Below are 22533 nucleotides of genomic sequence, written 5' to 3' on the forward strand. Positions count from 1 at the left end.
AACAAATATTAGCAAAAATTATTCCTTATTTACATAAAAATCAGGAATTAAAATTACCTTTTGATACATAAACTACTTTCTTGGTATCAAAAAATTCTTCATCAAAATAGTGTTTAAGATTGAATATTTCACATTTAATTCCGGCAAGTTCTTCAGCAAGATCACCGCCTTTTAAATATAAAATTCCGTTGTGTTTAGGATTAAACTGTTCTTTTTCAAATTTCCCTTTCAGCCATCTTAAAAATTCCGGCATCTGGGTTACTGCTCTGCTGACTACAAAATGGAATTTTTCTTTCAGCTTCTCTGCTCTTCCATGAATAGCGGTAACATTAGTTAATCCAACTCCGTCTGCCACAGCCTGTACTACACTGATTTTCTTCCCAATAGAATCAATCAGGGTAAATTCTACTTCAGGAAAAAGGATCGCCAGAGGAATCCCCGGAAAACCACCTCCGGTTCCGATATCCAAAACTTTGGTTCCCGGTGCGAATTCCATCACTTTTGCAATTCCCAAAGAGTGCAGAATGTGCTTTTCATACAGTGATTCCATATCTTTTCTGGAAATTACATTGATCTTTTCATTCCATTCATTGTACAGATTTTCCAATTTGGAGAACTGTTCTTTCTGTTTTTCAGTAAGATCCGGGAAATATTTTAATAGTAACGATGCAGACATGTGAATTATTATAAACCGCAAAAATAAGTTTTATTTCTCTTGTATTCAAATCAACTTTTCCTGATCCTGATGTAAATTCTGGTTTTCAGCAAAATCCGTCACTTTGCAATTCCTGGTATAACAGGGACACTCAGGTTTCCTGACGGGCTCACGCTCTGTACAGCGAAAATATAATTGTCTTTAGAAAGCGGAATCTTCATAGAAAGTCCTGTGGTGAATATTTTTTTCTGCCACAACGCACTGTCTGTTTCCCTTGCCAGCACATAATATCCTGCAGGGATTCCGGATTTTGGCGTTTCCCAATGTAAAGTGGTGGAATTCGTCAGCTCTTTTACATCCATTTCAACTTTCTCCGGTTTTGAAGGAGATTTTGCAAGATTGGCAAGAACAGCAATATTGGCAGCAACATTCTTTTTCAGATATTTAAAATCTATAAATTCGGTAAGATCACCGTACTGTTTATTGTTTTCTGTTCTTATATCCTGATGCTGATGGTCGTAATTTTCATAATACTCGGTCAGTCTTACGGCAGGAAATCCATTATTCACAAAACTGGTGTGATCTCCTCCGCGCAGAAACCTGTCATTTCTATAGATCAGTTTAATCTCCAGCCCCTTCACGTATTCTTCCGTAACTTCTTTGATATAGCGGGCCAACTGTCTGGATTCACTATCGTTTTCAAAACCAAGATTTCTGATCGTCATCGCTTTTTTATCCAGATCTTTGTAAGGCAGGCCTTCACTGAATACACGAAGAATGCGGGTATTGATCTCTCCTGTTTCTCCTGCTTTTGGATTGCCGATCATATCATTATTAAGAACCGCTTCCAGCTGCAGATTTTCTCTTTTCATTTTTTCAGCCAACTGTTTAGATCCCAACAGCGACTGTTCTTCACCGGAAAATGCTACAAAAATAATCGAACCAGGAAATGAAGATCTGCTCAATATTCTGGCCGACTCTATGACAGCACTTACCCCGCTGCCGTCATCATTGGCTCCCGGTGCTGCGGAAGTTCTGTTCATCACATCAGTCACTCTTGAGTCAAGATGTCCTCCGATCAGGAAAATTCTTTTGTCATTCGGATCTGTTCCTTTCAGAAAAGCAACAGCATTTCCAAGGTTTACTATTTTATCAATTCGCTTTCCATCCGGCTGAATGTCTTCCTGCTGTAGATACACTTCCATTCTTCCACCCGAATTTTTAGCATAATCATTGAATTTTCTGATCACCCAGTTCCTTGCCGCACCTATTCCCTTCTTTGGATCATCGATCGAACTCAAGGTATGCCGGGTTTCAAAGCTTACCAACTTTCCGATATATGATTTTAATGAATCTTCATTCACCTGCGAGACATATTTTTTCACTTCATCATCTTTTGAATATCTTTGCGAGAAAACACTACAGGAAATCAGTAATAAAAAAACGGAATATTTCATAGGACAGATCTTAGGTTGTTAAAGATACAAAACCTACGCTGCAAAATTATTCCCTACAATAATTTATTTTGAATTACTGTTTTTTGGCTAAAATAAGATTGAAATCAATCTCTTACTTCAAAATAAAACATTTTTATAACCCAAAAGACAATTTGACAAAAACCTGATAAAAATCTTTAAAACACCCTTATTTTTATTACCTCCACACCACGTTTTTATTATATATTTGTTAAAATTCAAAAAATAGATGGATAAACTTTCAGATAGAGTAAAAAGATTAGGATACTCACAGACATTTGTTATGTCAAACAAAGCCAGAGAAATGAAAGCCAACGGAATAGATGTAATCAGTTTAACTCTTGGCGAGCCGGATTTCGATGTTCCGGACAATATCAAACAGGCAGCATTCGATGCCATCAATCAAAATTACAGCCACTATTCTCCGGTTCCGGGATTTCTGGAATTGCGTGAGGCTATTGCTTATAAATTAAAAAGGGATAATAATCTGGAATACAAACCTTCCCAGATCTGTGTTTCCAACGGAGCCAAACAGGCTATTATCAATGTTCTGGCAGCTATTATCAATGATGGCGATGAAGTTCTTCTTCCAGCACCTTACTGGGTAAGTTATGATGAAATGGTAAAAATGATGGGTGGAACTTCCGTAATACTTCCTACCTCGTATGTTACCGATTTCAAAGTGACTGCCGAACAGCTTGAAGAAGCTATTACAGAGAAAACCAAAGCGGTACTTTTCAGCTCGCCATGTAATCCGTCAGGAGGATACTACACTTATGATGAATTGAAATCGATCGCCAAAGTAATTGCCAAATACCCTCAGATAACGATCATTTCTGATGAGATTTATGAATACATCAATTACGAAACGAATACCACTTCGATTGCCCAGTTTCCTGAAGTCTATGAACAGACAGCCGTAATCAACGGAATGTCAAAGGCTTTCGCTATGACAGGATGGAGAATCGGGTATTCCGCATGTCCTGAATGGCTGGCAAAAGCTTGTGAAAAAGTACAGGGACAGATGACCAGCGGGGCCAATACGGTAGCACAGAGAGCGTCTATCGTTGCTTTGAAAGCAGATCCTTCCGAATACAGATACATGATTGATGCCTTCAAAAAAAGAAGAGATCTTGTCTATGAACTGATCAAAGAAATCCCGGGATTCAAAGTTGTGCTTCCAAAGGCAGCCTTCTATTTCTTCCCTGATATTTCGTATTATATCGGAAAAAACCTAGATGGAACAGAAATTAAAAATTCTGACGACTTTGCCATGTTCATCCTGGAAAATGCTCATGTTGGATGTGTAGGCGGATTCTCTTTCGGAAGTCCGGAATGTATCAGATTCTCTTATGCTGCTTCTGAAGAAGATTTAAGAGAGGCTATGAAACGAATTAAAGACTTATTGGAGAAATTCAATTAACAAAAAACTAATAACCCCAAATAAAACGACAGCAATGAATCTGTTAAAAAAACTAACCATCGCTACAAGTATTGCCGCTGCAAGTTTTGCCGGATATGCTTTTGGCCAGGATTTCCAGTGGAAAGAAGCTACTTCAAACGGCTACAAGTACAGGTACGTAACCAATGACCCTACTTCTGCAAGGTATTACACTTTGAAAAACGGATTAACGGTTATTTTAAGTCCGACCAACAAGGATCCGAGAATCCAGACGTATATCGCCACAAAAGCAGGAAGTAAAACAGATCCTGCTGACCACACCGGCCTTGCCCATTATCTGGAGCATATGCTTTTTAAAGGAACGAATCAGTTCGGATCTAAAGACTGGGCAAAGGAAAAGCCTCTTTTAGACCAGATTGATGCTCTCTACGAAAAGTACAATCAGACTAAGGACGAAGCCAAAAGAAAAGAAATCTACAAAGAAATTGACAGGGTTTCAGGAGAAGCAGCAAAATTTGCAATCGCCAATGAATATGATAAAATGATGGCTGGTATGGGAGCTGATGGCACCAATGCCTTCACTTCTTTTGAACAAACGGTGTACACGGAAGATGTACCTGCGAATGTTCTTGACAAATTCCTTGCAGTACAGGCTGAACGATTCAGGGAACCGGTTCTGAGACTTTTCCACACAGAGCTTGAGGCCGTATACGAAGAAAAAAACAGATCTCTTGATGATGATGGAGACAAGGTTTTCGATACGATGTTTGCCAACCTTTTCCCTAACAACAATTACGGAAAGCAAACCACCATCGGAACCATTGAACACCTGAAAAACCCTTCTCTGCATGCTATCAGAGAATATTATAACAATTATTATGTTCCTAATAACATGGGAATCATTATGTCCGGAGATTTTAAACCGGATGAAGTGATTGCAAAAATTGACAAGGCTTTCTCATATATGAAGCCTAAAGCAATCCCTGAATATAAAGTTGGACAGGAAAAACCGATCACTGCTCCGATTGTAAAAGAAGTGGTAGGACCGAATCCTGAAAACGTAATGCTTGGTTTCAGATTTCCGGGAGCTTCTACAAAAGACGCCAGAATGCTGAATCTTGTTGGAAATATGCTTACCAACGGACAGGCAGGGCTGATCGATCTTGATCTGGTAAAAAAACAGAAATTACTGGGTGCATACGCTGGTTCTTATGCATTGAAAGATTATTCCGTTTTACTTTTACAGGGTAAACCCACTGAAGGGCAGTCTCTGGATGAAGTAAAGAATCTTCTTCTTCAGGAAATTGACAAACTGAGAAAGGGCGAGTTTTCTGACGACCTGATTCAGTCAATCGTTAACAACGAAAAGAAAGGGATCATTCAGAAAGATGAAAAATACTCAACCAGAGCAAGTATTCTGATGGATGAATTCACTTCGGACGTTGACCACAAAACATCGCTGGAATATGTGGACGAAATTTCAAAACTGACGAAAAAAGATATCATGGATTTCGTATCCAAGTATCTTCAGAACAATAACTACGTTGCAGTTTACAAAAGAAAAGGGGAAGATAAGAGCATTGTAAAAGTTGATAAGCCAACGATTACCCCGGTTTCCGTTAACAGAGAAGATCAGTCTCCTTTCCTTAAAAAAATCGACGAGATGCCTGAAAACCCTATCGCTCCGGTATGGTTGAATTATGACAAAGACATCGCTAAAAACAAATTAGCTGATGTGGATGTACTTTCTGTAAAAAACACTGACAACGCGCTGTTCAGAATGTATTACCACTTTGATTCAGGAAAATGGAACAACAAAATCCTTCCATTGGCAGCAGAATATCTTCAGTATCTGGGAACGAAAGACAAGTCTTCGGAGATCATCAGTAAGGAATTCTATAAACTTGCCTCAAGCTTCAATGTGAGTGCAGGAAACGAAGAAACTTACGTATCACTGGAAGGTCTGAATGAAAACTTTGATAAAACCATTTCTTTATTTGAAGATTTGATTAAAAACTGTCAGGCAGATCAGGCTGCTCTTGATGCTTACAAAACAAGACTGAAGAAAGCCAGAGCCAATGCAAAACAGAATAAAGGAGTAATTATGGCCGGATTGAGAAGTTATGCCCAATACGGTCCTCAAAACCCTTTCAACAATGTACTGAGCGATGCTGAGCTTGACGCATTGAAAGCAGAAGACTTAATTAATGTTCTTCATGATCTGTTCAATTTCAAACACAAAGTATTGTACTATGGACCCAAATCAGGAAATGAAGTAGTTGCAGCTTTGAAACCTGTTCACAAACTTCCTGCAGCCCTGAAAGATCTGCCTAAGTCTAAAACTTTTGCGCAGATCCCAACTGATAAGAACAAGGTTTTATTTGCTCATTATGACATGGTGCAGGCTGAAGTGTTCTGGGTAAGAAATTCTGATCCGTACAATGCATCCACTACTCCAACGGTAAGTTTATTCAACAACTATTTCGGGGGAGGAATGGGATCCATTGTTTTCCAGACCATCAGAGAATCTAAGGCGCTTGCCTACTCCACGTATTCTTACTTTGCCCTTCCAAGCAAGAAAACAGACAAGGATATGATCATGGCGTACGTAGGAACACAGGCAGACAAATTCAATGAGTCTACAACAGCCATGAATGAGCTTCTGACTACCCTTCCGAAATCTGAGCAGTTATTCGAAACAGCGAAAAGCGGATTGAAAAAATCTATTGCCTCTGAAAGAATCACACAGGACGGAATCATCTTCTCTTATCTGAAATCTCAAAAGCTTGGAAACAACTTTGATATGAGAAAGAATGTGTATGAACAGGCTCCAAAACTGTCTTTCACCGATATCAATTCTTTCCACGATAAAGAGATGAAGAATAAAAACTACACCTACTGTCTTGTCGCTTCCCAGGACAAAGTGAATGAGGCCGATATGCAGAAATTAGGCGAAGTAAAAAAACTTAATTTAACTGAAATATTTGGTTATTAAAATAAACAAAAAGTCCTGTTAAACAGGGCTTTTTTATTTAACAACATGCCAAAAACAATTATAGATTTTATTTATCGATTTAAGTTTGTTCGATAGATGAATCTTTTATATATTTGCATAAGAAATTTAAATATAAAACAGAAAAATTATGTCTTTAGTAGGAAAAAAATTCCCAAACTTAACAATTGACGCAATGTCTGAGATGGGTGACGATTTAAGAATCAACATCCTTGATGAAGCAGTAAACAACCAGCAAAAAGTTCTTTTATTCTGGTACCCTAAAGATTTCACTTTTGTATGCCCTACTGAGCTTCACGCTTTCCAGGAGGCTTTAGGTGAGTTCGAAAAAAGAAACACTAAAGTAATCGGTGCATCTTGTGATACCAACGAAGTACACTTCGCTTGGTTGAACACTCCAAAAGATAACGGAGGAATTGAAGGAGTAACTTACCCACTTTTGGCTGATACTCACAGACAATTGGCTAACACTTTGGGAATTGTTGATCAGGATTTTGAATATGATGAAGATGGAAACGAAGTTTTCACAGGTTCTAACGTAACTTACAGAGCAACTTACCTTATCGACGAAACCGGAAAAATTTTCCACGAAGCGGTAAACGATATGCCTTTGGGAAGAAACGTAAAAGAATTCTTAAGATTAATCGACGCTTACACTCACGTACAGAAACATGGTGAAGTATGTCCTGCAAACTGGGAAGAAGGAAAAGAAGCAATGAAAGCTGACAGAACTTCTACTGCAGAATACTTAGCAAAAAATTAATATCTTAATTTAAATATAACAATGTAACAATCTAACAGTATAACAATTTGAAAAGTCATTTCTTGAATTGTTAGATTGGTCAATTTTTTAGATTGTTACATTGTTTATTTTTAAAAAAAATAAACTTATGTACACAGAATTAACCGAAGATACATTACAGAATATAGTGAACGAAAACGAAAAAGTAGTGGTTCAATATGGCGCAACATGGTGCGGAAACTGCAGAATCATGAAGCCGAAATTCAAAAAATTAGCATCTGAAAATGATTCTATTCCATTTTTATATGTAGATGCAGAAAAGCTTCCTGAAAGCAGAAAATTAGCAAAAGTAGACAACTTACCTACTTTCGCCATCTTTAAAAACGGAGAACTGGTGAACCAGGTTCAATCTAACCAGGCAGAAAGTTTAATTAACCTTTTTAATGAATTAGCATAATGAAATTACCCGTAATCAGACAGTTTTATCAGAATCAGACTCCTGAAAACCTTGAAAAAACATTAGAAGTACTGGAAAGTTTCTGCGAGTTCAGAGGAACAAGTGAAGAAGATCTGAATGTTGCAGGAGAATTGATTACCAACATCTGCGGAGCGCTGGAAGTTCACGCCAACGTACAAAACGGAATGAGCGAGAAAGATGCATTAAACTCTTTTGCTCAGAAGGTTTTAGGATCAATTGACAAGTAACATCTTTCGGTTATTTTTAACCAAAAGAATGTAAAAACACAAACTACACAATACCTGAGGTTTTCCTCATTACTATACTTTTTCTATTCTTTAAGAATCTTTTTATTTCAACTTAAAATGTACTTCAAAGGACTTTAACCGGTCACATGAAGCTGGAAGTTGTATGAAAAATTGTAAAGAATAACCAATTAAAATCCCGGTGATATTTTCATCAGGATTTTTTGGGTTTTTGGTTTACAACACAAATAGCACAAATAAAGATACGCAAGCATCCGTGTTAATCTGTGGAATCTGTGGGCAAAAATATATTTAAATATTATTATAAGTTTCGGCTGAAGCCGTTGGAAAAGATTTATTTAAAGTAAAACGGGCTAAAGCCCGTTCCTATTGATATTAGTAAATTGTGTTTATTCGTGAAAACATTTGTGACATTTGTGTTTACATAAAAAAAGAAATCCCGATGAAAAATCACCGGGACTATATTTTAAAGCTAAGACAACTTATCAGTTAGTTTCTTCTGCTCATCAGAATACTCAGAATATACCAGAATAAAAGCATAATCGAAGCAAAAAGCTGCAATGCTGCTCCTACATATTGGTTGGTTCCAAATGAATCCTTTAATTTGCTTGTCTGATATAGAATAGTAGCTGAAGCTAAAATTACCATTCCTACCGAGAACCACAGTCCAAGGTTAAAACCAAAGATCATTCCTCCTACAATCAGTCCGATGGAAATAAATCCACCGATTACAATGATATTTCTTAAGAAAGAAAAATCTCTTTTAGAAGTGAATGCTACTGCAGAAATACCTGCAAACATAGCAACAGTTAACGTTGCAGCCTGAAAAATAACATTCGCTCCACCTTCAATATTAGTGGCAATAAAAAGCAGCGGCATGAAAATAATCGCTTCCAGCAAGATGTAAAATCCTAATCCTAAATATTGGGTAGATTTGCTCTGTGAAAGTGACCATTTAGAAGCCAAAACAGAAGCCAGCCAGAAAACCCCGATAATCAATAGCCAGATATATCTCTGACCAAACATCATCGCAATCAATTCTACCGGAACCGTTTTTAATAATATCGTTTCCACTCCAATAAATGCAAGAATCGATAAAGCAACATGCAAATATGTCTTCTTGTAAAAATTCGCCTTCTCCACGTCCGAAGAATGGGCGACTAAAACATCTGTCATCATAGTTAATATTTTTTTGTTAATCGAAAATAAATTTCATCTATTTCGCAGGCAAAACCCCCAGAATCTTACCATCATCTTCAAATACCGCTGTAATCGCTTCTTTGGAAGATTCTCCTGCGTATTTATATTTAATACTTGGATGATTGGTACCATCCATTGTTTTATAATATCCAGCTTTTAAAATTTCAAGCTTTTTATTGGGATCAATACCGTCTTTGACCTTCTTAAGAACGTCATCCGTCACAATTTCCTTTACTTTCTCAGAAAGCAAGCCATCAATAGTCTTACGGTCAGAAGCCTGTAAGGCCTCAACAAACTTAAGAAAGTTATCATTATACAAATTAACCTTCTCCTTGCTTATACTGGCCTGCTGCTCTTTTTTAGGACTGTTTTCAACTTTTGCACCCGTTACTTTCTGTGCAAAAATCAACTGTGCGCCCACAAGAGCCAGTCCCATCAATAATTTTTTCATAGTATTCATTTTTGTTCTGGTGAAATAAGTGATGGAAGATACGAAAATCAGACCAGTTCTAAAAATTTCATTGTATCTACATTATCTGCATAGGTATCCAGACCCGGATTTTGTGCTTCTCCAAACGGAATCGCATTCATTTCCAACTCTTCTTTTGCCACAACGCACTGAATATTTTCTTCATTTTCTGCAATAAAGCTTTTCACATCATTCAGCGATTCATATCTGCTGAAATTAATTACAGAAAGCGGACTGAACAGCTTATCATCCTCTTTCAGCATCACAAAATTATTATCCCAGAATTTATCCTGATTTAAAAGATAAACCGCTCTGTTATAATCATAATTGTTGGCATATTTGTTATGATTGATAATATCCTGGAATCCTAAGAAGTTCTCAAACAGCCTGTCAATCACAAAATCCTGCGGAATAAAAATTCTCGTTACATTTCTGCACCCCAATCCGAAATACTGGAAAATATCTTTTGCTAAAAACTGCAGTTCTTCATCCGTTTCATCTCCCTTCAACACCGCCACAGAAGTTCTGTTCTTACGGATAATATTTAAGTGATTTTTAAAATAATATTCCAGATATCTCGCTGTATTATTACTTCCTGTTGCAATAACGGCATCAAAATTTTCTAATTTTTCAACAAACTCAAAAGCTACATTTTCATTGGAAAACTCATTCCATTTCTTCAATAAAAACGGAATCATATACTTATCTTTTGAAGACAGCTTAATGACAGGAATATGGTTGGCCAGAATTACAGAAATTACATCATGAAACCCTACTAAAGGAATATTTCCTGCTAAAATAAGTCCAACTCTTTTTGAAATTTTAGAGATTGAATAATTTCCAAGCCAGTTTTTGATGTTTTCTTCAGTCAGAAGATCTGTCCATTGCTGTAAAGCAAATTTCTGATTATCAATAGTAAACCACGGATTCTCTATTTCTGACCTTTTCAACAATAATTCAATATCAGAATCATCTTCATTGTGATCTTCTGGTTTCTTCGCTAAAAACGCTTTTATATAATCACTTAATTTAATAAGTCCTAAAACTTGATTTTCGGTATTCATAATTACTGTAAAATTGGGTAAAATTTTGTAATTTTGTGCAAATTTAAAAAAAATTAGCGATGGCTATTAAAATAACTGATGAATGCATTAACTGTGGGGCTTGTGAACCTGAATGCCCAAACAATGCAATATATGAAGGAGCTGTAGATTGGAAAGCTTCTGACGGTACGGCTCTTCAAGGTACAATTACTCTGCCGTCCGGACTTACTGTAGATGCTAATGCACCACAGGAACCTGTAAGTGATGATGTCTATTTCATTGTAACAGATAAATGTACAGAATGTAAAGGATTCCACGAAGAACCTCAGTGTGCAGCTGTATGTCCGGTAGACTGCTGTGTGCCAGACGAAGATCATGTAGAATCTGAAGAAGCTCTTCTTAATAAAAAAGCATTCTTACACGGCGAATAAAAAATTCCGTCTCATTTCCGTGAGGCGGTTTTTTTGACCCAAAATCCAATAAATCAAAATAAAGCTGAAGGATATTGAAATCCCAAAGCACCCAAAAAATAAAAATATGAACAAAAAGCACAACTTCAGCGCAGGACCATGTATTTTACCACAGGAGGTATTTGAAAAATCAGCACAGGCTATCCTTGACTTTAACGGCATCGGATTGTCTCTTCTTGAAATTTCTCACAGAAGCAAGGATTTCGTTGCGGTAATGGACGAAGCGCGTGCCATTGTAAAAAGATTGATGAATCTTGGTGATGATTATGAGGTACTTTATTTAGGAGGCGGAGCCAGCCTGCAGTTTGCAATGGTTCCTTACAACCTGATGAAAGTAGGTGGAAAAGCCGCTTACCTGGATACAGGAACATGGGCAGCAGGAGCCATCAAAGAAGCTAAAAAAGTAGGAACGGTAGATGTGGTAGGTTCTTCAAAAGAAGAAAATTATTCTTTTATTCCTAAAGATTATACTGTTGGTTCAGAATACGATTATTTTCACTGTACTTCCAACAATACCATCTACGGAACTCAAATGAAATCTTTCCCTGAAGTGGATACGCTGATGGTATGTGATATGAGTTCTGATATTTTCTCAAGACAGCTGGATTTTTCAAAATTTGACCTGATCTATGCCGGTGCTCAAAAGAATATGGGACCTGCAGGCGTTACTTTAGTGGTTATTAAAAAAGAAATTCTTGGTAAAACAGGAAGAGAAAATATGTTCTCTATTCTGGATTATTCCCAGCACATTGCTAAGGAATCCATGTACAATACGCCACCAGTATTTCCTGTATATGCCTCTTTGCTTACCCTTCAGTATCTTGAAAGAAACGGAGGAATCGCTGCTGCAGAACAAAGAAATGAAGCTAAAGCTAAGCTTTTATATGATGAAATCGACAGCAACCCGTTATTTGAAACTTTCTGCGTAAAAGAAGACCGTTCGCTAATGAATGTTTCTTTCAAAATTACAGATGAAAGCAAGAAAGAAGAATTTGACAATGCATGGAAAGCAGCAGGGATCAGCGGCTTAAACGGACACAGAAGTCTTGGCGGTTACAGAGCAAGTTTATACAACGCTCTGCCTATTGAAAGCGTACAGGTTTTGGTAGATGTAATGAAGTCTTTCAAATAAATTAAATAGTAAAAAATTCAAAGATTGAAAGAATTAAAGGCAGTTCATTAAAATTTATTAATTTGCGCCCCAGTTTTAAAATGTTGAAATGGCAATTCTTTCAATCTTTAAATCAAATAATTCATGAAAGTTTTAGCAAACGACGGAATTTCAAAAGCAGGAGAACACACTTTAAAAGAAGCCGGAATTGAAATTCTGGACAATAGAGTGGCTCAGGATCACGTTATTAATTTTATCAACGATAATAATGTGGATGTTCTTCTGGTAAGAAGTGCAACGAAAGTGAGACAGGATCTGATTGATGCGTGCCCCGGCCTTAAAATCATTGGAAGAGGCGGTATCGGAATGGATAATATTGATGTGGAATATGCCAGAAGTAAAGGTATTAAAGTAATCAATACTCCCACAGCATCCTCAAAATCAGTGGCAGAACTGGTTTTTGGCCACTTTATTTCACTGGCAAGATTCCTTCACGAATCCAACAGACTGATGCCTCTGGAAGGAGAAACTCATTTCAACGCCATGAAAAAGTCTTTCAGTAATGCGTATGAACTTTCAGGAAAAACATTAGGAGTAATCGGCTTTGGAAGTATTGGCCAGGAAGTTGTAAAAATAGGAATCGCTTTAGGAATGAAAGTAACTGTTCTGACCAGAAGCCCGAAAACAGAAGTTCTTACGCTGAACTTCTTCAACGGACAGTCTGTGAACTTTGAAATCACTTCCACCAATGATATAGATGCATTCCTTAAAGATGCAGTCTTTATCAGTATCAATACGCCGAAAACGAATGAGTATATTATAGACACCCCTCAGTTTGAAAAAATGAAAGATGGAGTCTATATTGTAAATACTGCAAGAGGTGGTGTCATCAATGAAGTGGCACTTATCGATTTTATCGAGTCGGGAAAAGTAGCCGGAGCAGCACTGGACGTTTTTGAAAACGAACCCAATCCGGAACTGCCTTTACTGATGAATCCCGCATTATCACTTTCCCCTCATGTAGGAGGCAATACAGTGGATGCGCAAGAGAAAATCGGTGTCGAACTTGCAGAACAAATTATTAAGCTACAAAAAGAAACTATAAGATAAATATGCCTGTTTTTAAACCTTTCCGTGGAATAAGACCTCATAGAGACTTTGAGAGTACTTTCCCTACCCATCCACTGGATAATTTCACCCAGGAAGAGATTGCGGAGAAAGCTCAAGTTGAAAATACTTACATCAATATGATTAAACCCTATGTTGTAAGTAAATCTAAAGATATTGACCGGAACCTGCGAAAGATCCGTTCTACCTTTGAAGAACTTCTGGAAGAAAAGAAATTGGTCCAGGATAATTCATCCTACTATCTTTATGAGCAGATCTATCCCAACAAACAGATGTTCAGAGGACTTCTGGGATTGGCAAGTATCGAAGATTTCTGGAATGGAAAAATAAAAAGACATGAAAGTACCATCCCGCAGAAAAAGGAGAAACTGGCTCACTACCTTGAAAAAGTAAATCTGCAGGCAGAACCTGTACTTCTTACCTACCCTGCCAATTCAAAAATTGAATTGCTGATGAACCATGAAGAAAAAAATGTTCCTATCTTCAACCATGTGGATTCTATGGGTATCAGACATAAAATCTGGAGAATAGACAATCGTCTGAAACTTCAGCAGTTTAAAGAAGTGATTGATCAGATAGATTCGTTCTACATTGCCGATGGGCACCACAGAATTGGTTCCACAGCAATGAATGCCAAATACCATAAGGAGAAAAACAAAAAACATAACGGTACAGAGCTTTACAACTTTGTGTATAGTTTCATTGTTTCCAACCAGTCAATAAAGATTCACGACTACAACAGAATCTTACACGATCTGAATGGTATTTCTCCGGAAGATTTCCTGAAGGAACTTGAAAAATATTTCCTGATTCACGAAAAAGGAGAAACATCGTACTACCCTTCTCAGAAATTCCATATCTCAATGTATATGGATGGGAAGTTTTACTCTCTTCACGTAAAGCACGATCTCCGTTCCAAAGAAATGTCTCTGGATAACCTGGATCACCACCTTTTAGACAAATATATTTTCAAAAATATCCTTAAAATTGAAGATCCGGACAGCTCTGAACTTATTTCTTATGTAAAAGGAACTTCCAACATCAACGGAATCAATCTTTTGAAAGAAAAAGTAGACAATGGTGAAGGTAAAGTTGGCTTTGGAATTTATCCTGTAAGTTTTAATGATATGATTAAAATTTCAGACCTGAAATTAAGCATGCCTCCAAAATGTACATTTATTGAGCCAAAATTAATTACAGCCTTGTTAATGTACGACATGAAACCTTAATAAATTACTATTTTTTTCCTACTTTTATCAATGGAAAAGATAAGTAAATAATAAATGAAAAAAATATTCATTATACTTCCACTCTTTTTGAGTGGATTTTTATTTTCTCAAAAAAAACCACAAAAAGGCCCGGCAAAAAAAGGTACTGTTGCCAGATTTAATTATCACGATGAGTTCAGAAAAATTTCAGATGAAATTATGACCAACGGTACCGCTTATGATAATCTCGGGGAACTTACGAAAAGAATCGGTCCCCGCTTCAGCGGCACTCCCGGTTATACAAAAGCCGTAGAATGGGCTGAAAAAAAATTCAAGGAAATTGGTATTAATATGATCTGGAGACAGGAAGCTAAAGCACCGGTCTGGATCAGAGGAAAAGAATCTTTACAGATCAAATCCGGAAATGGAGATTGGAAAAACATCAGAATGCTTTCTTTCGGAAACTCTGAAGGAACTGGAGGAAAAGATCTGGTGGGCGAAATCGTTTTAATCAATTCCACATCAGAGCTGAATGCCATGTCAATAGGTCAGTTAAAAGATAAAATAGTTTTTGTGAATGTTCCTATGGACCCGAAAATTATTAATACAAGTGATTCCTATTTACAGGCCGCAAAATCAAAACTAATTTCCGCTTCTGTGATTGCTAAAACAGGTGCAAAAGCATTAATTATAAGGTCACTGACGACTGCTAGTGACGATACTCCTCATGCTAAAATGATTTACTACGAACCAGATGATAAAGTTAAAATTCCAGCTTTATCAATTGGTGTAAGATCTGCAGACGAATTGGAGAAAACCTTAAAGAAACAAAAAGTCACAGCTAAAATCAATATGACCGCCGAATCAAAAGGTGACACTACAAATCCCAATATCATTGCTGAAATTGGAGGTAAAAAAGATTCTAAAGTAATTGTTTTAGGTGCTCAGCTGGATTCGTGGGATATTGGTGAAGGTGCAGTAGATGATGGAACTGGCGTTGTGCAGTGCATCGAAGTGTTAAGAACGCTCAAAGCACTTGGATATGAAAATAACCACACCATCCGTGTAGTTTTGTATGCCAACAGTGAAAACGGAGGGCAAGGTCGTGAGATGTATGCAGCATATGTAAAAAAGAAAGACGAAAAACACGTATTTGCCTTAGGAACTGATGCCGGAGGATATTCTCCCCGTGGGTTTTCATTAGATATGTCCCCGCAGAGAAGAAGACTGGTGTATCCATGGAAAGAATATTTTCTGCCTTATGGAGTCTATGATTTTGACCAGACAGAAGCCATTCAGGATATTTCTCCTTTGAAAAAACTGGATATTCCTTTGGCAGAGCTTGTGGTAGACACACAGAGATATTTTGATTATCACCACTCCGAACAGGATACTTTTGACAAAGTAAATAAAAGAGAGCTTCTTCTTGGAGCTGTCGCCATAACACAGATGATTTTTATGGTTGATAAAAACTGGTAACAATGAAAAAGATAACAGGAACTTTATTACTTCTTTTTGGAATGGCCGCATTTGGTCAGTCTAAAGAAGATTCTGTCCAGTTCAGAAAAATCTCCACAGAAATTCTGAACAACGGAAAAGGATACAATGAACTGAGAGAACTTACCAAAACTATAGGAAACCGTCTCAGCGGGTCAGAAGCGTATGAAAAATCAGTTCAGTGGGCGGCACAGAAACTTCGTGATGCCGGAGCTGACAAAGTATGGCTTCAGGAAGTGATGATTCCGGTTTGGGTAAGAGGAAAAGAATCATTACAGATTAAAACTTCTAATGGAAAATGGAAAAGTGTAAAAATGCTTTCCCTTGGAAATTCTGAAGGAACCGGAGGTAAAGATCTTTCCGGAGAAATCATCATGGTAAAATCACTGGAAGAATATGACAGACTACCTGCTGAAAAAGTGAAAGATAAAATTGTGTTTTTCAACTATCCTTTTAGTCAGGAAAATGTACAGACATTCATTTCTTATCGTGATGCAAACCCCTACAGAAGAACTGCCGCTTCATTAACGGCTAAAAAAGGAGGGAAATTTGCCATCGTCAGGTCTCTTTCCTCTGCTTTCGATGATGTTCCGCACACAGGTAACATGCGCTATGACGAAGGTATTTCCAAAATACCAGCTATAACAATCGGAAATACATCAGCTGATGAACTTGAAGCAGTATTAAAAAATCAAAAAGTCACCGCAAAGCTTAATTCCAATTGCGGAATGAAAGGAGAAAAACTTTCCCATTCTGTGATCGGAGAAATTACAGGTAAAAAAGACCAAAATATTATTGTTGTCGGCGGACATCTTGATTCCTGGGATGTCGGCGAAGGAGCCCATGATGACGGAGCTGGCATTGTTCAAAGTATTGAGGTCTTAAGAACCTTTAAAAAATTAGGAATTCAGAATAATCATACGATCCGCGCCGTTTGTTTTGCCAACGAAGAAAACGGAACGAAAGGTGGGAAACAGTATGGTAAAGTTGCCAAAGAAAACAATGAAAAACATCTTTTTGCCATAGAATCGGATGCGGGAGGTTTTTCACCACGTGGAATTTCCCTCGAAATGGATGAACCCCAAAGAAACCAGATCAAAAGCTGGGTACATCTCTTCTTGCCTTATGGCGTTTACAACTTTGAAGGAAAATATTCAGGGTCGGATATTGCCCCGCTTCACGAAATGGGAGTTCCAACAGCTGAACTGGTACCGGATCCGCAACGCTATTTTGATATTCACCATACCGAAGAAGACACTTTTGAAAAAATCAACCGCAGAGAATTATTATTGGGCTCTACGGTGATGACACAACTTATTTATATGATTGACAAAAATTGGTAAACAATGAAAAAGATATTAGGAACTTCATTATTACTTTTTGGAATGGCTGCATTTGGCCAGTCTAAAGAAGATTCTGTACAGTTCAGAAAAATCTCTACAGAAATCCTGAACAACGGAAAAGGATATACAGAGCTTAGAGAGCTTACAAAAAATATAGGCCACCGCTTAAGCGGATCCGAAGCCTATGAAAAGTCTGTAAAATGGGCAGAACAGAAACTTCGTGATGCCGGAGCTGATAAAGTATGGCTTCAGGAAGTGATGATCCCGGTTTGGGTAAGAGGAAAAGAATCTCTGAACATCCAGACTTCCAACGGAAAATGGAAAACCCTTAAAATGCTTTCCCTTGGAAATTCCGAAGGAACAGGAGGAAAAGATGTTTCGGGAGAAATCATCATGGTAAAATCTATGGAAGAATATGACAGACTTCCTGCTGAAAAAGTGAAAGATAAAATCGTGTTCTTCAACTACCCTTTCAGCCAGTCATTTATAGAGACTTTCAAAGCCTATGGTGATGCTGCAAAATACAGAACAACTGCCGCTTCTTTAACCGCTAAAAAAGGAGGCAAATTTGCCATCGTAAGATCACTGTCCTCTGCTTTTGATGATGTGCCTCACACCGGAGCAATGCGTTATGAAGACAAAGTTTCCAAAATCCCTGCGGTAGCCATCGGAAGCACGACTGCAGATGAACTGGAAGCTTTACTGAAAAGCCAGAAAGTTAATGCAAAACTTAACTCCAACTGCGGAATGAAAGGAGAAAAGCTCTCCCACTCTGTTATTGGGGAAATCACAGGTAAAAAAGACCAGAGTGTTATTGTTGTCGGTGGACACCTTGATTCCTGGGATGTAGGTGAAGGAGCCCACGATGACGGAGCCGGAATTGTACAAAGCATTGAGGTTTTAAGAACCTTTAAAAAGCTGGGTATTCAAAATAACCACACCATCAGGGTTGTTTGTTTCGCCAATGAAGAAAACGGAGTAAAAGGTGGAATCCAGTATGGTAAAACGGTAAAAGAGAAAAACGAAAAACATCTTTTTGCTATTGAAACAGATGCCGGAGGCTTTGCCCCAAGAGGCATTGCTCTGGATATGGACGATGCGAAAAGAAATCAGATTAAAAGCTGGTCGAATTTATTCCTTCCTTACGGAGTTTATAATTTTGAAGAGCGGTTTTCAGGAACAGACCTTTATCCGCTTCACGACATGGGAATTCCCGCCGCTGAGCTGATGCCGGATTCGCAGCGATATTTCGATATTCACCACACAGAAGAAGATACTTTTGAAAAGGTGAACCGAAGAGAGCTTTTATTGGGATCCACTGCTTTGACTCAGATTATTTATATGATTGATAAAAACTGGTAAAATATGAAACCGTCTGTAAGGACGGTTTTCTTTTTAAATATCATAGTAGACCATACAACAACAGAAAAACGTAAAATATTATGATACTACGCTTTAATTCAATAGGAACGGGCTTTAGCCCGTATACTTAAAAAGGTATTATCCATTGGCTTTAGCCGAAACTTATAATAATTGTGAAAATGTCTTTAACTGTAGATTTCACAGATCGCCAAGAATGATTGATACTTTTGATGAATATTTTTTTTAACTATCCAATTATATTTGTAAAAAAATATACGCAGGCATCCGTGTCAATCTGTGAAATCTGTGGGACTCTTATAAGTTTCGGCTAAAGCCATCGAAAGATATTCATAAAATATAAAACGGGCTAAAGCCCATTCCTATTGATTCTGTTGAACTGTTTAATTGGTGTTATTCGTGAAAAATATTGGTGTTATTCGTGGTTTATTCAATTAACACAAATGTCACTAATGCTTTCAGAAATAACAAGAATTGAATAGTTTATATTATGAGGATGTCGAATAGCCTAGTAATTTTAAATACATAAAAACACTTCTCCTCCGTAATATTTTCTTTGTTCATTATTATTAGCTTTAAAAAACAGAAAATTTTTCTATGTTTAAGGAAATAACAGAAGAAAAAACGCTTCACCACTGCTCTCATCAATCCCGTGAAACAAAGTGTTAATCGAACAAACAGAATTTTGGCATGATATTGGCATATAAATTCTTGAGAAAAAATTAAAAAAACACTAAGGATGAGAAAAAAGGTTTTCTGTGGATTTTCAGTTTTTCCACTGATTCAAGTTCATATCTAGTATATGAATCCTTTTTTTTCTACGATGCCGTAAAAGATACGGGCTCGTGATTAATTAACCCCCGTTAGTTTTTCACAGCAGTTTTGCACCCGTATCTGACTGGTATCACAATAACCAGGAATCATTGATTGATTCAAAAAAAACAAAAATATCCCGGACTTTCAGCCCGGTATTGCGATATAAATAAATGGCAAAGTCATCGTGAACCTTAGCCCAGTAAAGGAATATATTCTTTTTACCGTGATGAGTGCGCCTTTATGCTATAAATTAATGTATAACCCTTAAAATGTTAGTAATGATGAGAGCCTTTTTTGAAATGATTTTTAAGAGAAATGAAGATGCTGCAAAATTGCATATATGGAGCCTAATGCTGGTGTTAAGTTTTGCTGCATTTTCAGTGTTGGTATACGCCTTAAAACCTAGCTTTAACAGCTTAATTATATACCTGACGGCATTTGCCGCTTATATCGGGTTTGGCCTTGTATTCATCAGTTCCCTGGCCGGAACCAAGATGAAGAAAAGATAACAGAACATATAACTTTTCAATTTATTTTACTGAGAAAACCGCCCTGTTTGGGGGCGGTTTTTGTTTACGATCTTACTCCATTTATATTGTTAATAATAACATAGTATTTCTAACAAAAAAGCCACTCCTTCCGGAGCAGCTTCCGATAACAAAGTTATCTTAACATCGTAAAAACTTATTCTTTAAACAGATCCTTCATCATTCCTTCAAGGATCTTCTTTGTTTTTTCTTCAATCATTTTCCCTGACTTTTCAACGAGTTCTTCTCTGAATGGTTCACAGCAGGCTTTTATTCCAAAACCTTCATCTGTTTTTACAAATTCCGGATGCCTACTGTGTTCTTTGCATACTTCAGATTCTATTTCCTTCTTTATCTGGTCGTAATTCAGGTCAAACATATTTTTTTATTTTGTTTTTTTAAGTGCATGATAAAGATAGAAGTAATAAATTCATACCGAAATCCGTATTTCTACGGTATTTTCAGGAAACAAAAAACCGTCTTTTTCGGGACGGTACGATTCAATGTAAAAATTAATGTTTATTCTTTAGAACTTATCCAGAATTTTCTTGGGTAAAATCTTCACCAGTTCTTTTTTATATTCTTTTTCAAGAATAACAAATTTCCATGTCTTTTTATCTTTTGAAACCGCACAGGCTTTCATAGCGGCGTTGATGAGATATGAGCCTTCACTGGCGACATATTTCACATTATTTGCTCCGTATTTGGCTGTCAAAGCACCGTTCATTTTCTTTTTCATATCATCATTTAATGAACTGACATTGCATTTCAGTTTCAAAAAATAAGGGGTAATAGAAAAATATTCCCCGGTTATGAGTTCAGGCTTTTCAATATTTCCAAACTTCAGATCTTCTACTTCAATTTTCATAAATGGATTATTGTAAGTCATATTCAAAATCTGTGTCATCTGCTCTTTTGACACTATGGTGAAGAATTTTGGATATATGCCGCTTACCGCCTGATCTATCTGTTTGGATTGAATGCTGTTGACAAAATAAGTAAGTGATTTTCTGATTGCTGCATCGTCAGGATTTGCTTTAGTCTGGGAAAAAGCCATCAACGACAGCATAATGAACAGAAACAGAAGTGATTTGGTTTTCATTTTCTTGATTATTGTTACAAGTTTAAAATAATTCGTATCAGAAAAACAGTGAGCCTTTCCGGATAGTAAATGGGTCGTACCATTTACGCAGATCGTTACAGAATATCTCTCAGCAGAATAAAAAAAGCCATCCTTACGGACGGCTTTGATACTATTGTGAAATTCAATTATTTTACTTTTACAAGCTCAACATCGAAAACCAACCATGAGTTTGGCGGGATCACTCCTCCTGCTCCTCTTTCTCCGTAAGCCATTGCAGGCGGGATCAGTAATGTAGCAGTTTCACCTTCTTTCAATAACAGGATACCTTCATCCCATCCTTTGATTACTCTTCCCATTCCGATTGGAATTTCGATAGGCTCGTTTCTCTTGAATGAAGAATCGAATTCAGTTCCGTCTACCAATTTACCTGCATAGTGTACAGATACATTGTCACCAGCTTTTGGAGCTTTACCGTCAGCTGTTTTTGTAATTTTATAGTAAAGGCCTGATTCAGTTTTTTGCATACCAGCTTTTAGGTTTTCAACCAATTTCTCCTGGTTAGCTTTGAATTCTTCTTCTCTTTTCTTTTTTTCAGCTTCTTCTTTAGCGATGAAAGCTTTATTGTTTTCTGCGATTTTAGCCTTTCCTTCATTGAAAGTTTTAGCTGCATCGTAATGCTTGTACTCATCACCTTTGCTGAAAACAGAAACTTTTTCTAAAACAATATCTGTTTTAGGTTTATCCTGAGCTCCTTTTTCAACGTTAGCAATCGCATCAATTACCTCATTTCCTTTTACCACTTTTCCGAAGATCGTATGTCTTCCATCTAACCAAGGGGTAGCCACTTCAGTAATAAAGAATTGAGAACCGTTGGTATTTGGTCCTGAATTCGCCATAGAAAGAATACCTTTCCCTGTGTGTTTAAGGTCGTTTCTTTCGTCTTCGAATTTATATCCGGGATCTCCCATTCCTGTTCCCTGAGGATCACCTCCCTGGATCATGAAGTCTTTGATTACTCTGTGGAAAATAGTTCCGTCATAGTAAGGAACTCCTTTAGCCTTAGCTTTGTTGTCGATTTTCCCTTCTGCAAGACCGATAAAGTTGGCTACAGTTACTGGTGCTTTCTTGTCTTCAAATTTTACAATCAGGTTACCTTTTGTAGTTTGAAGATTGGCATAAAGTCCGTCATTAAGACCTTCGTAAGTTTCTTTGTCTACGTTCATTTTTTTATAAATTGGGGTACAACT

The 22533-nt window shown here is 37.2% G+C and carries 21 protein-coding genes; 13 read left to right on the forward strand and 8 right to left on the reverse strand.

Features of this window, described 5'->3' with window-relative positions:
• Positions 1–40: 40 nt before the first annotated feature.
• A complete protein-coding gene (gene rsmG, locus AB1278_RS13855) occupies positions 41–676 on the reverse strand; it encodes a 16S rRNA (guanine(527)-N(7))-methyltransferase RsmG (RefSeq protein ID WP_110008640.1) in 636 nt (211 codons plus the stop codon).
• Positions 677–774: 98 nt separating this feature from the next.
• Positions 775–2112 carry a M20/M25/M40 family metallo-hydrolase gene (locus AB1278_RS13860; RefSeq protein ID WP_202842716.1) on the reverse strand — a complete coding sequence of 446 codons (1338 nt, stop codon included), beginning with the start codon at positions 2110–2112 and terminating at the stop codon, positions 775–777.
• A gap of 247 nt (positions 2113–2359) precedes the next feature.
• Here AB1278_RS13860 and AB1278_RS13865 point away from each other — a divergent pair, with 247 nt between their 5' ends.
• The 5 genes from AB1278_RS13865 (at position 2360) to AB1278_RS13885 (ending at position 7992) form a co-directional block, all read left to right on the forward strand.
• Complete coding sequence (locus AB1278_RS13865; protein ID WP_395973326.1) at positions 2360–3553, forward strand: pyridoxal phosphate-dependent aminotransferase; 1194 nt, start codon at positions 2360–2362, stop codon at positions 3551–3553.
• A 34-nt stretch (positions 3554–3587) separates the two neighbouring features.
• Entirely contained in the window at positions 3588–6527 is a 2940-nt protein-coding gene (locus tag AB1278_RS13870) for an insulinase family protein (RefSeq protein ID WP_429815046.1), read from the forward strand.
• A gap of 148 nt (positions 6528–6675) precedes the next feature.
• Positions 6676–7308: a peroxiredoxin gene (locus tag AB1278_RS13875; protein WP_002980000.1), complete on the forward strand. Its 633-nt coding sequence runs from the start codon at positions 6676–6678 to the stop codon at positions 7306–7308.
• 127 nt (positions 7309–7435) lie between these two features.
• Entirely contained in the window at positions 7436–7744 is a 309-nt protein-coding gene (locus AB1278_RS13880; protein WP_062670320.1) for a thioredoxin family protein, read from the forward strand.
• Positions 7744–7992, forward strand: coding sequence for a DUF6952 family protein (locus tag AB1278_RS13885; protein WP_002980002.1), 249 nt, complete (start codon positions 7744–7746; stop codon positions 7990–7992). The genes AB1278_RS13880 and AB1278_RS13885 overlap by 1 nt, the downstream gene beginning before the upstream one ends.
• Before the next feature lie 507 nt (positions 7993–8499).
• On the opposite strand, the gene AB1278_RS13890 is transcribed toward AB1278_RS13885, so the two are convergent.
• Genes AB1278_RS13890 through AB1278_RS13900 form a run of 3 tightly spaced genes read right to left on the reverse strand, consistent with a single transcriptional unit; the run spans position 8500 to position 10743 of the window.
• Positions 8500–9189, reverse strand: coding sequence for a Bax inhibitor-1/YccA family protein (locus AB1278_RS13890; protein ID WP_110008636.1), 690 nt, complete (start codon positions 9187–9189; stop codon positions 8500–8502).
• 37 nt (positions 9190–9226) lie between these two features.
• Positions 9227–9661 carry a peptidylprolyl isomerase gene (locus AB1278_RS13895; protein ID WP_429815052.1) on the reverse strand — a complete coding sequence of 145 codons (435 nt, stop codon included), beginning with the start codon at positions 9659–9661 and terminating at the stop codon, positions 9227–9229.
• 47 nt (positions 9662–9708) lie between these two features.
• A complete protein-coding gene (locus tag AB1278_RS13900; RefSeq protein WP_429815055.1) occupies positions 9709–10743 on the reverse strand; it encodes an acyl-CoA reductase in 1035 nt (344 codons plus the stop codon).
• Positions 10744–10802: 59 nt separating this feature from the next.
• Here AB1278_RS13900 and AB1278_RS13905 point away from each other — a divergent pair, with 59 nt between their 5' ends.
• From AB1278_RS13905 to AB1278_RS13940, 8 genes are all read left to right on the forward strand, one after another.
• A complete protein-coding gene (locus AB1278_RS13905) occupies positions 10803–11153 on the forward strand; it encodes a 4Fe-4S binding protein (RefSeq protein WP_002980006.1) in 351 nt (116 codons plus the stop codon).
• Between the two features lie 106 nt (positions 11154–11259).
• Entirely contained in the window at positions 11260–12324 is a 1065-nt protein-coding gene (gene serC, locus AB1278_RS13910; RefSeq protein ID WP_110008633.1) for a 3-phosphoserine/phosphohydroxythreonine transaminase, read from the forward strand.
• 123 nt (positions 12325–12447) lie between these two features.
• Positions 12448–13413, forward strand: a complete 966-nt coding sequence (locus AB1278_RS13915) for a D-2-hydroxyacid dehydrogenase (RefSeq protein WP_429815059.1) — start codon at positions 12448–12450, stop codon at positions 13411–13413.
• A gap of 2 nt (positions 13414–13415) precedes the next feature.
• Positions 13416–14660 carry a DUF1015 domain-containing protein gene (locus tag AB1278_RS13920; protein WP_137903953.1) on the forward strand — a complete coding sequence of 415 codons (1245 nt, stop codon included), beginning with the start codon at positions 13416–13418 and terminating at the stop codon, positions 14658–14660.
• Positions 14661–14714: 54 nt separating this feature from the next.
• Positions 14715–16118 carry a M28 family peptidase gene (locus tag AB1278_RS13925; RefSeq protein WP_429815063.1) on the forward strand — a complete coding sequence of 468 codons (1404 nt, stop codon included), beginning with the start codon at positions 14715–14717 and terminating at the stop codon, positions 16116–16118.
• 2 nt (positions 16119–16120) lie between these two features.
• Positions 16121–17479: a M20/M25/M40 family metallo-hydrolase gene (locus tag AB1278_RS13930; protein WP_429815066.1), complete on the forward strand. Its 1359-nt coding sequence runs from the start codon at positions 16121–16123 to the stop codon at positions 17477–17479.
• Between the two features lie 3 nt (positions 17480–17482).
• The gene (locus tag AB1278_RS13935; protein ID WP_429815069.1) at positions 17483–18841 is read left to right on the forward strand and encodes a M20/M25/M40 family metallo-hydrolase; all 1359 of its coding nucleotides are present in this window, start codon (positions 17483–17485) and stop codon (positions 18839–18841) included.
• Between the two features lie 1112 nt (positions 18842–19953).
• The gene (locus tag AB1278_RS13940) at positions 19954–20184 is read left to right on the forward strand and encodes a hypothetical protein (RefSeq protein WP_411413900.1); all 231 of its coding nucleotides are present in this window, start codon (positions 19954–19956) and stop codon (positions 20182–20184) included.
• Positions 20185–20359: 175 nt separating this feature from the next.
• On the opposite strand, the gene AB1278_RS13945 is transcribed toward AB1278_RS13940, so the two are convergent.
• From AB1278_RS13945 to AB1278_RS13955, 3 genes are all read right to left on the reverse strand, one after another.
• Complete coding sequence (locus tag AB1278_RS13945) at positions 20360–20581, reverse strand: hypothetical protein (RefSeq protein WP_343644238.1); 222 nt, start codon at positions 20579–20581, stop codon at positions 20360–20362.
• A gap of 147 nt (positions 20582–20728) precedes the next feature.
• On the reverse strand, positions 20729–21304 hold the full coding sequence (locus AB1278_RS13950) for a hypothetical protein (protein WP_202842757.1): 576 nt from the start codon (positions 21302–21304) through the stop codon (positions 20729–20731).
• Positions 21305–21471: 167 nt separating this feature from the next.
• Positions 21472–22509: a peptidylprolyl isomerase gene (locus AB1278_RS13955; RefSeq protein WP_228406592.1), complete on the reverse strand. Its 1038-nt coding sequence runs from the start codon at positions 22507–22509 to the stop codon at positions 21472–21474.
• Between the last annotated feature and the right edge of the window lie 24 nt (positions 22510–22533).

Source organism: Chryseobacterium sp. NRRL B-14798 (assembly GCF_050470705.1).
Taxonomy (GTDB): Bacteria; Bacteroidota; Bacteroidia; order Flavobacteriales; family Weeksellaceae; genus Chryseobacterium; species Chryseobacterium cupriresistens.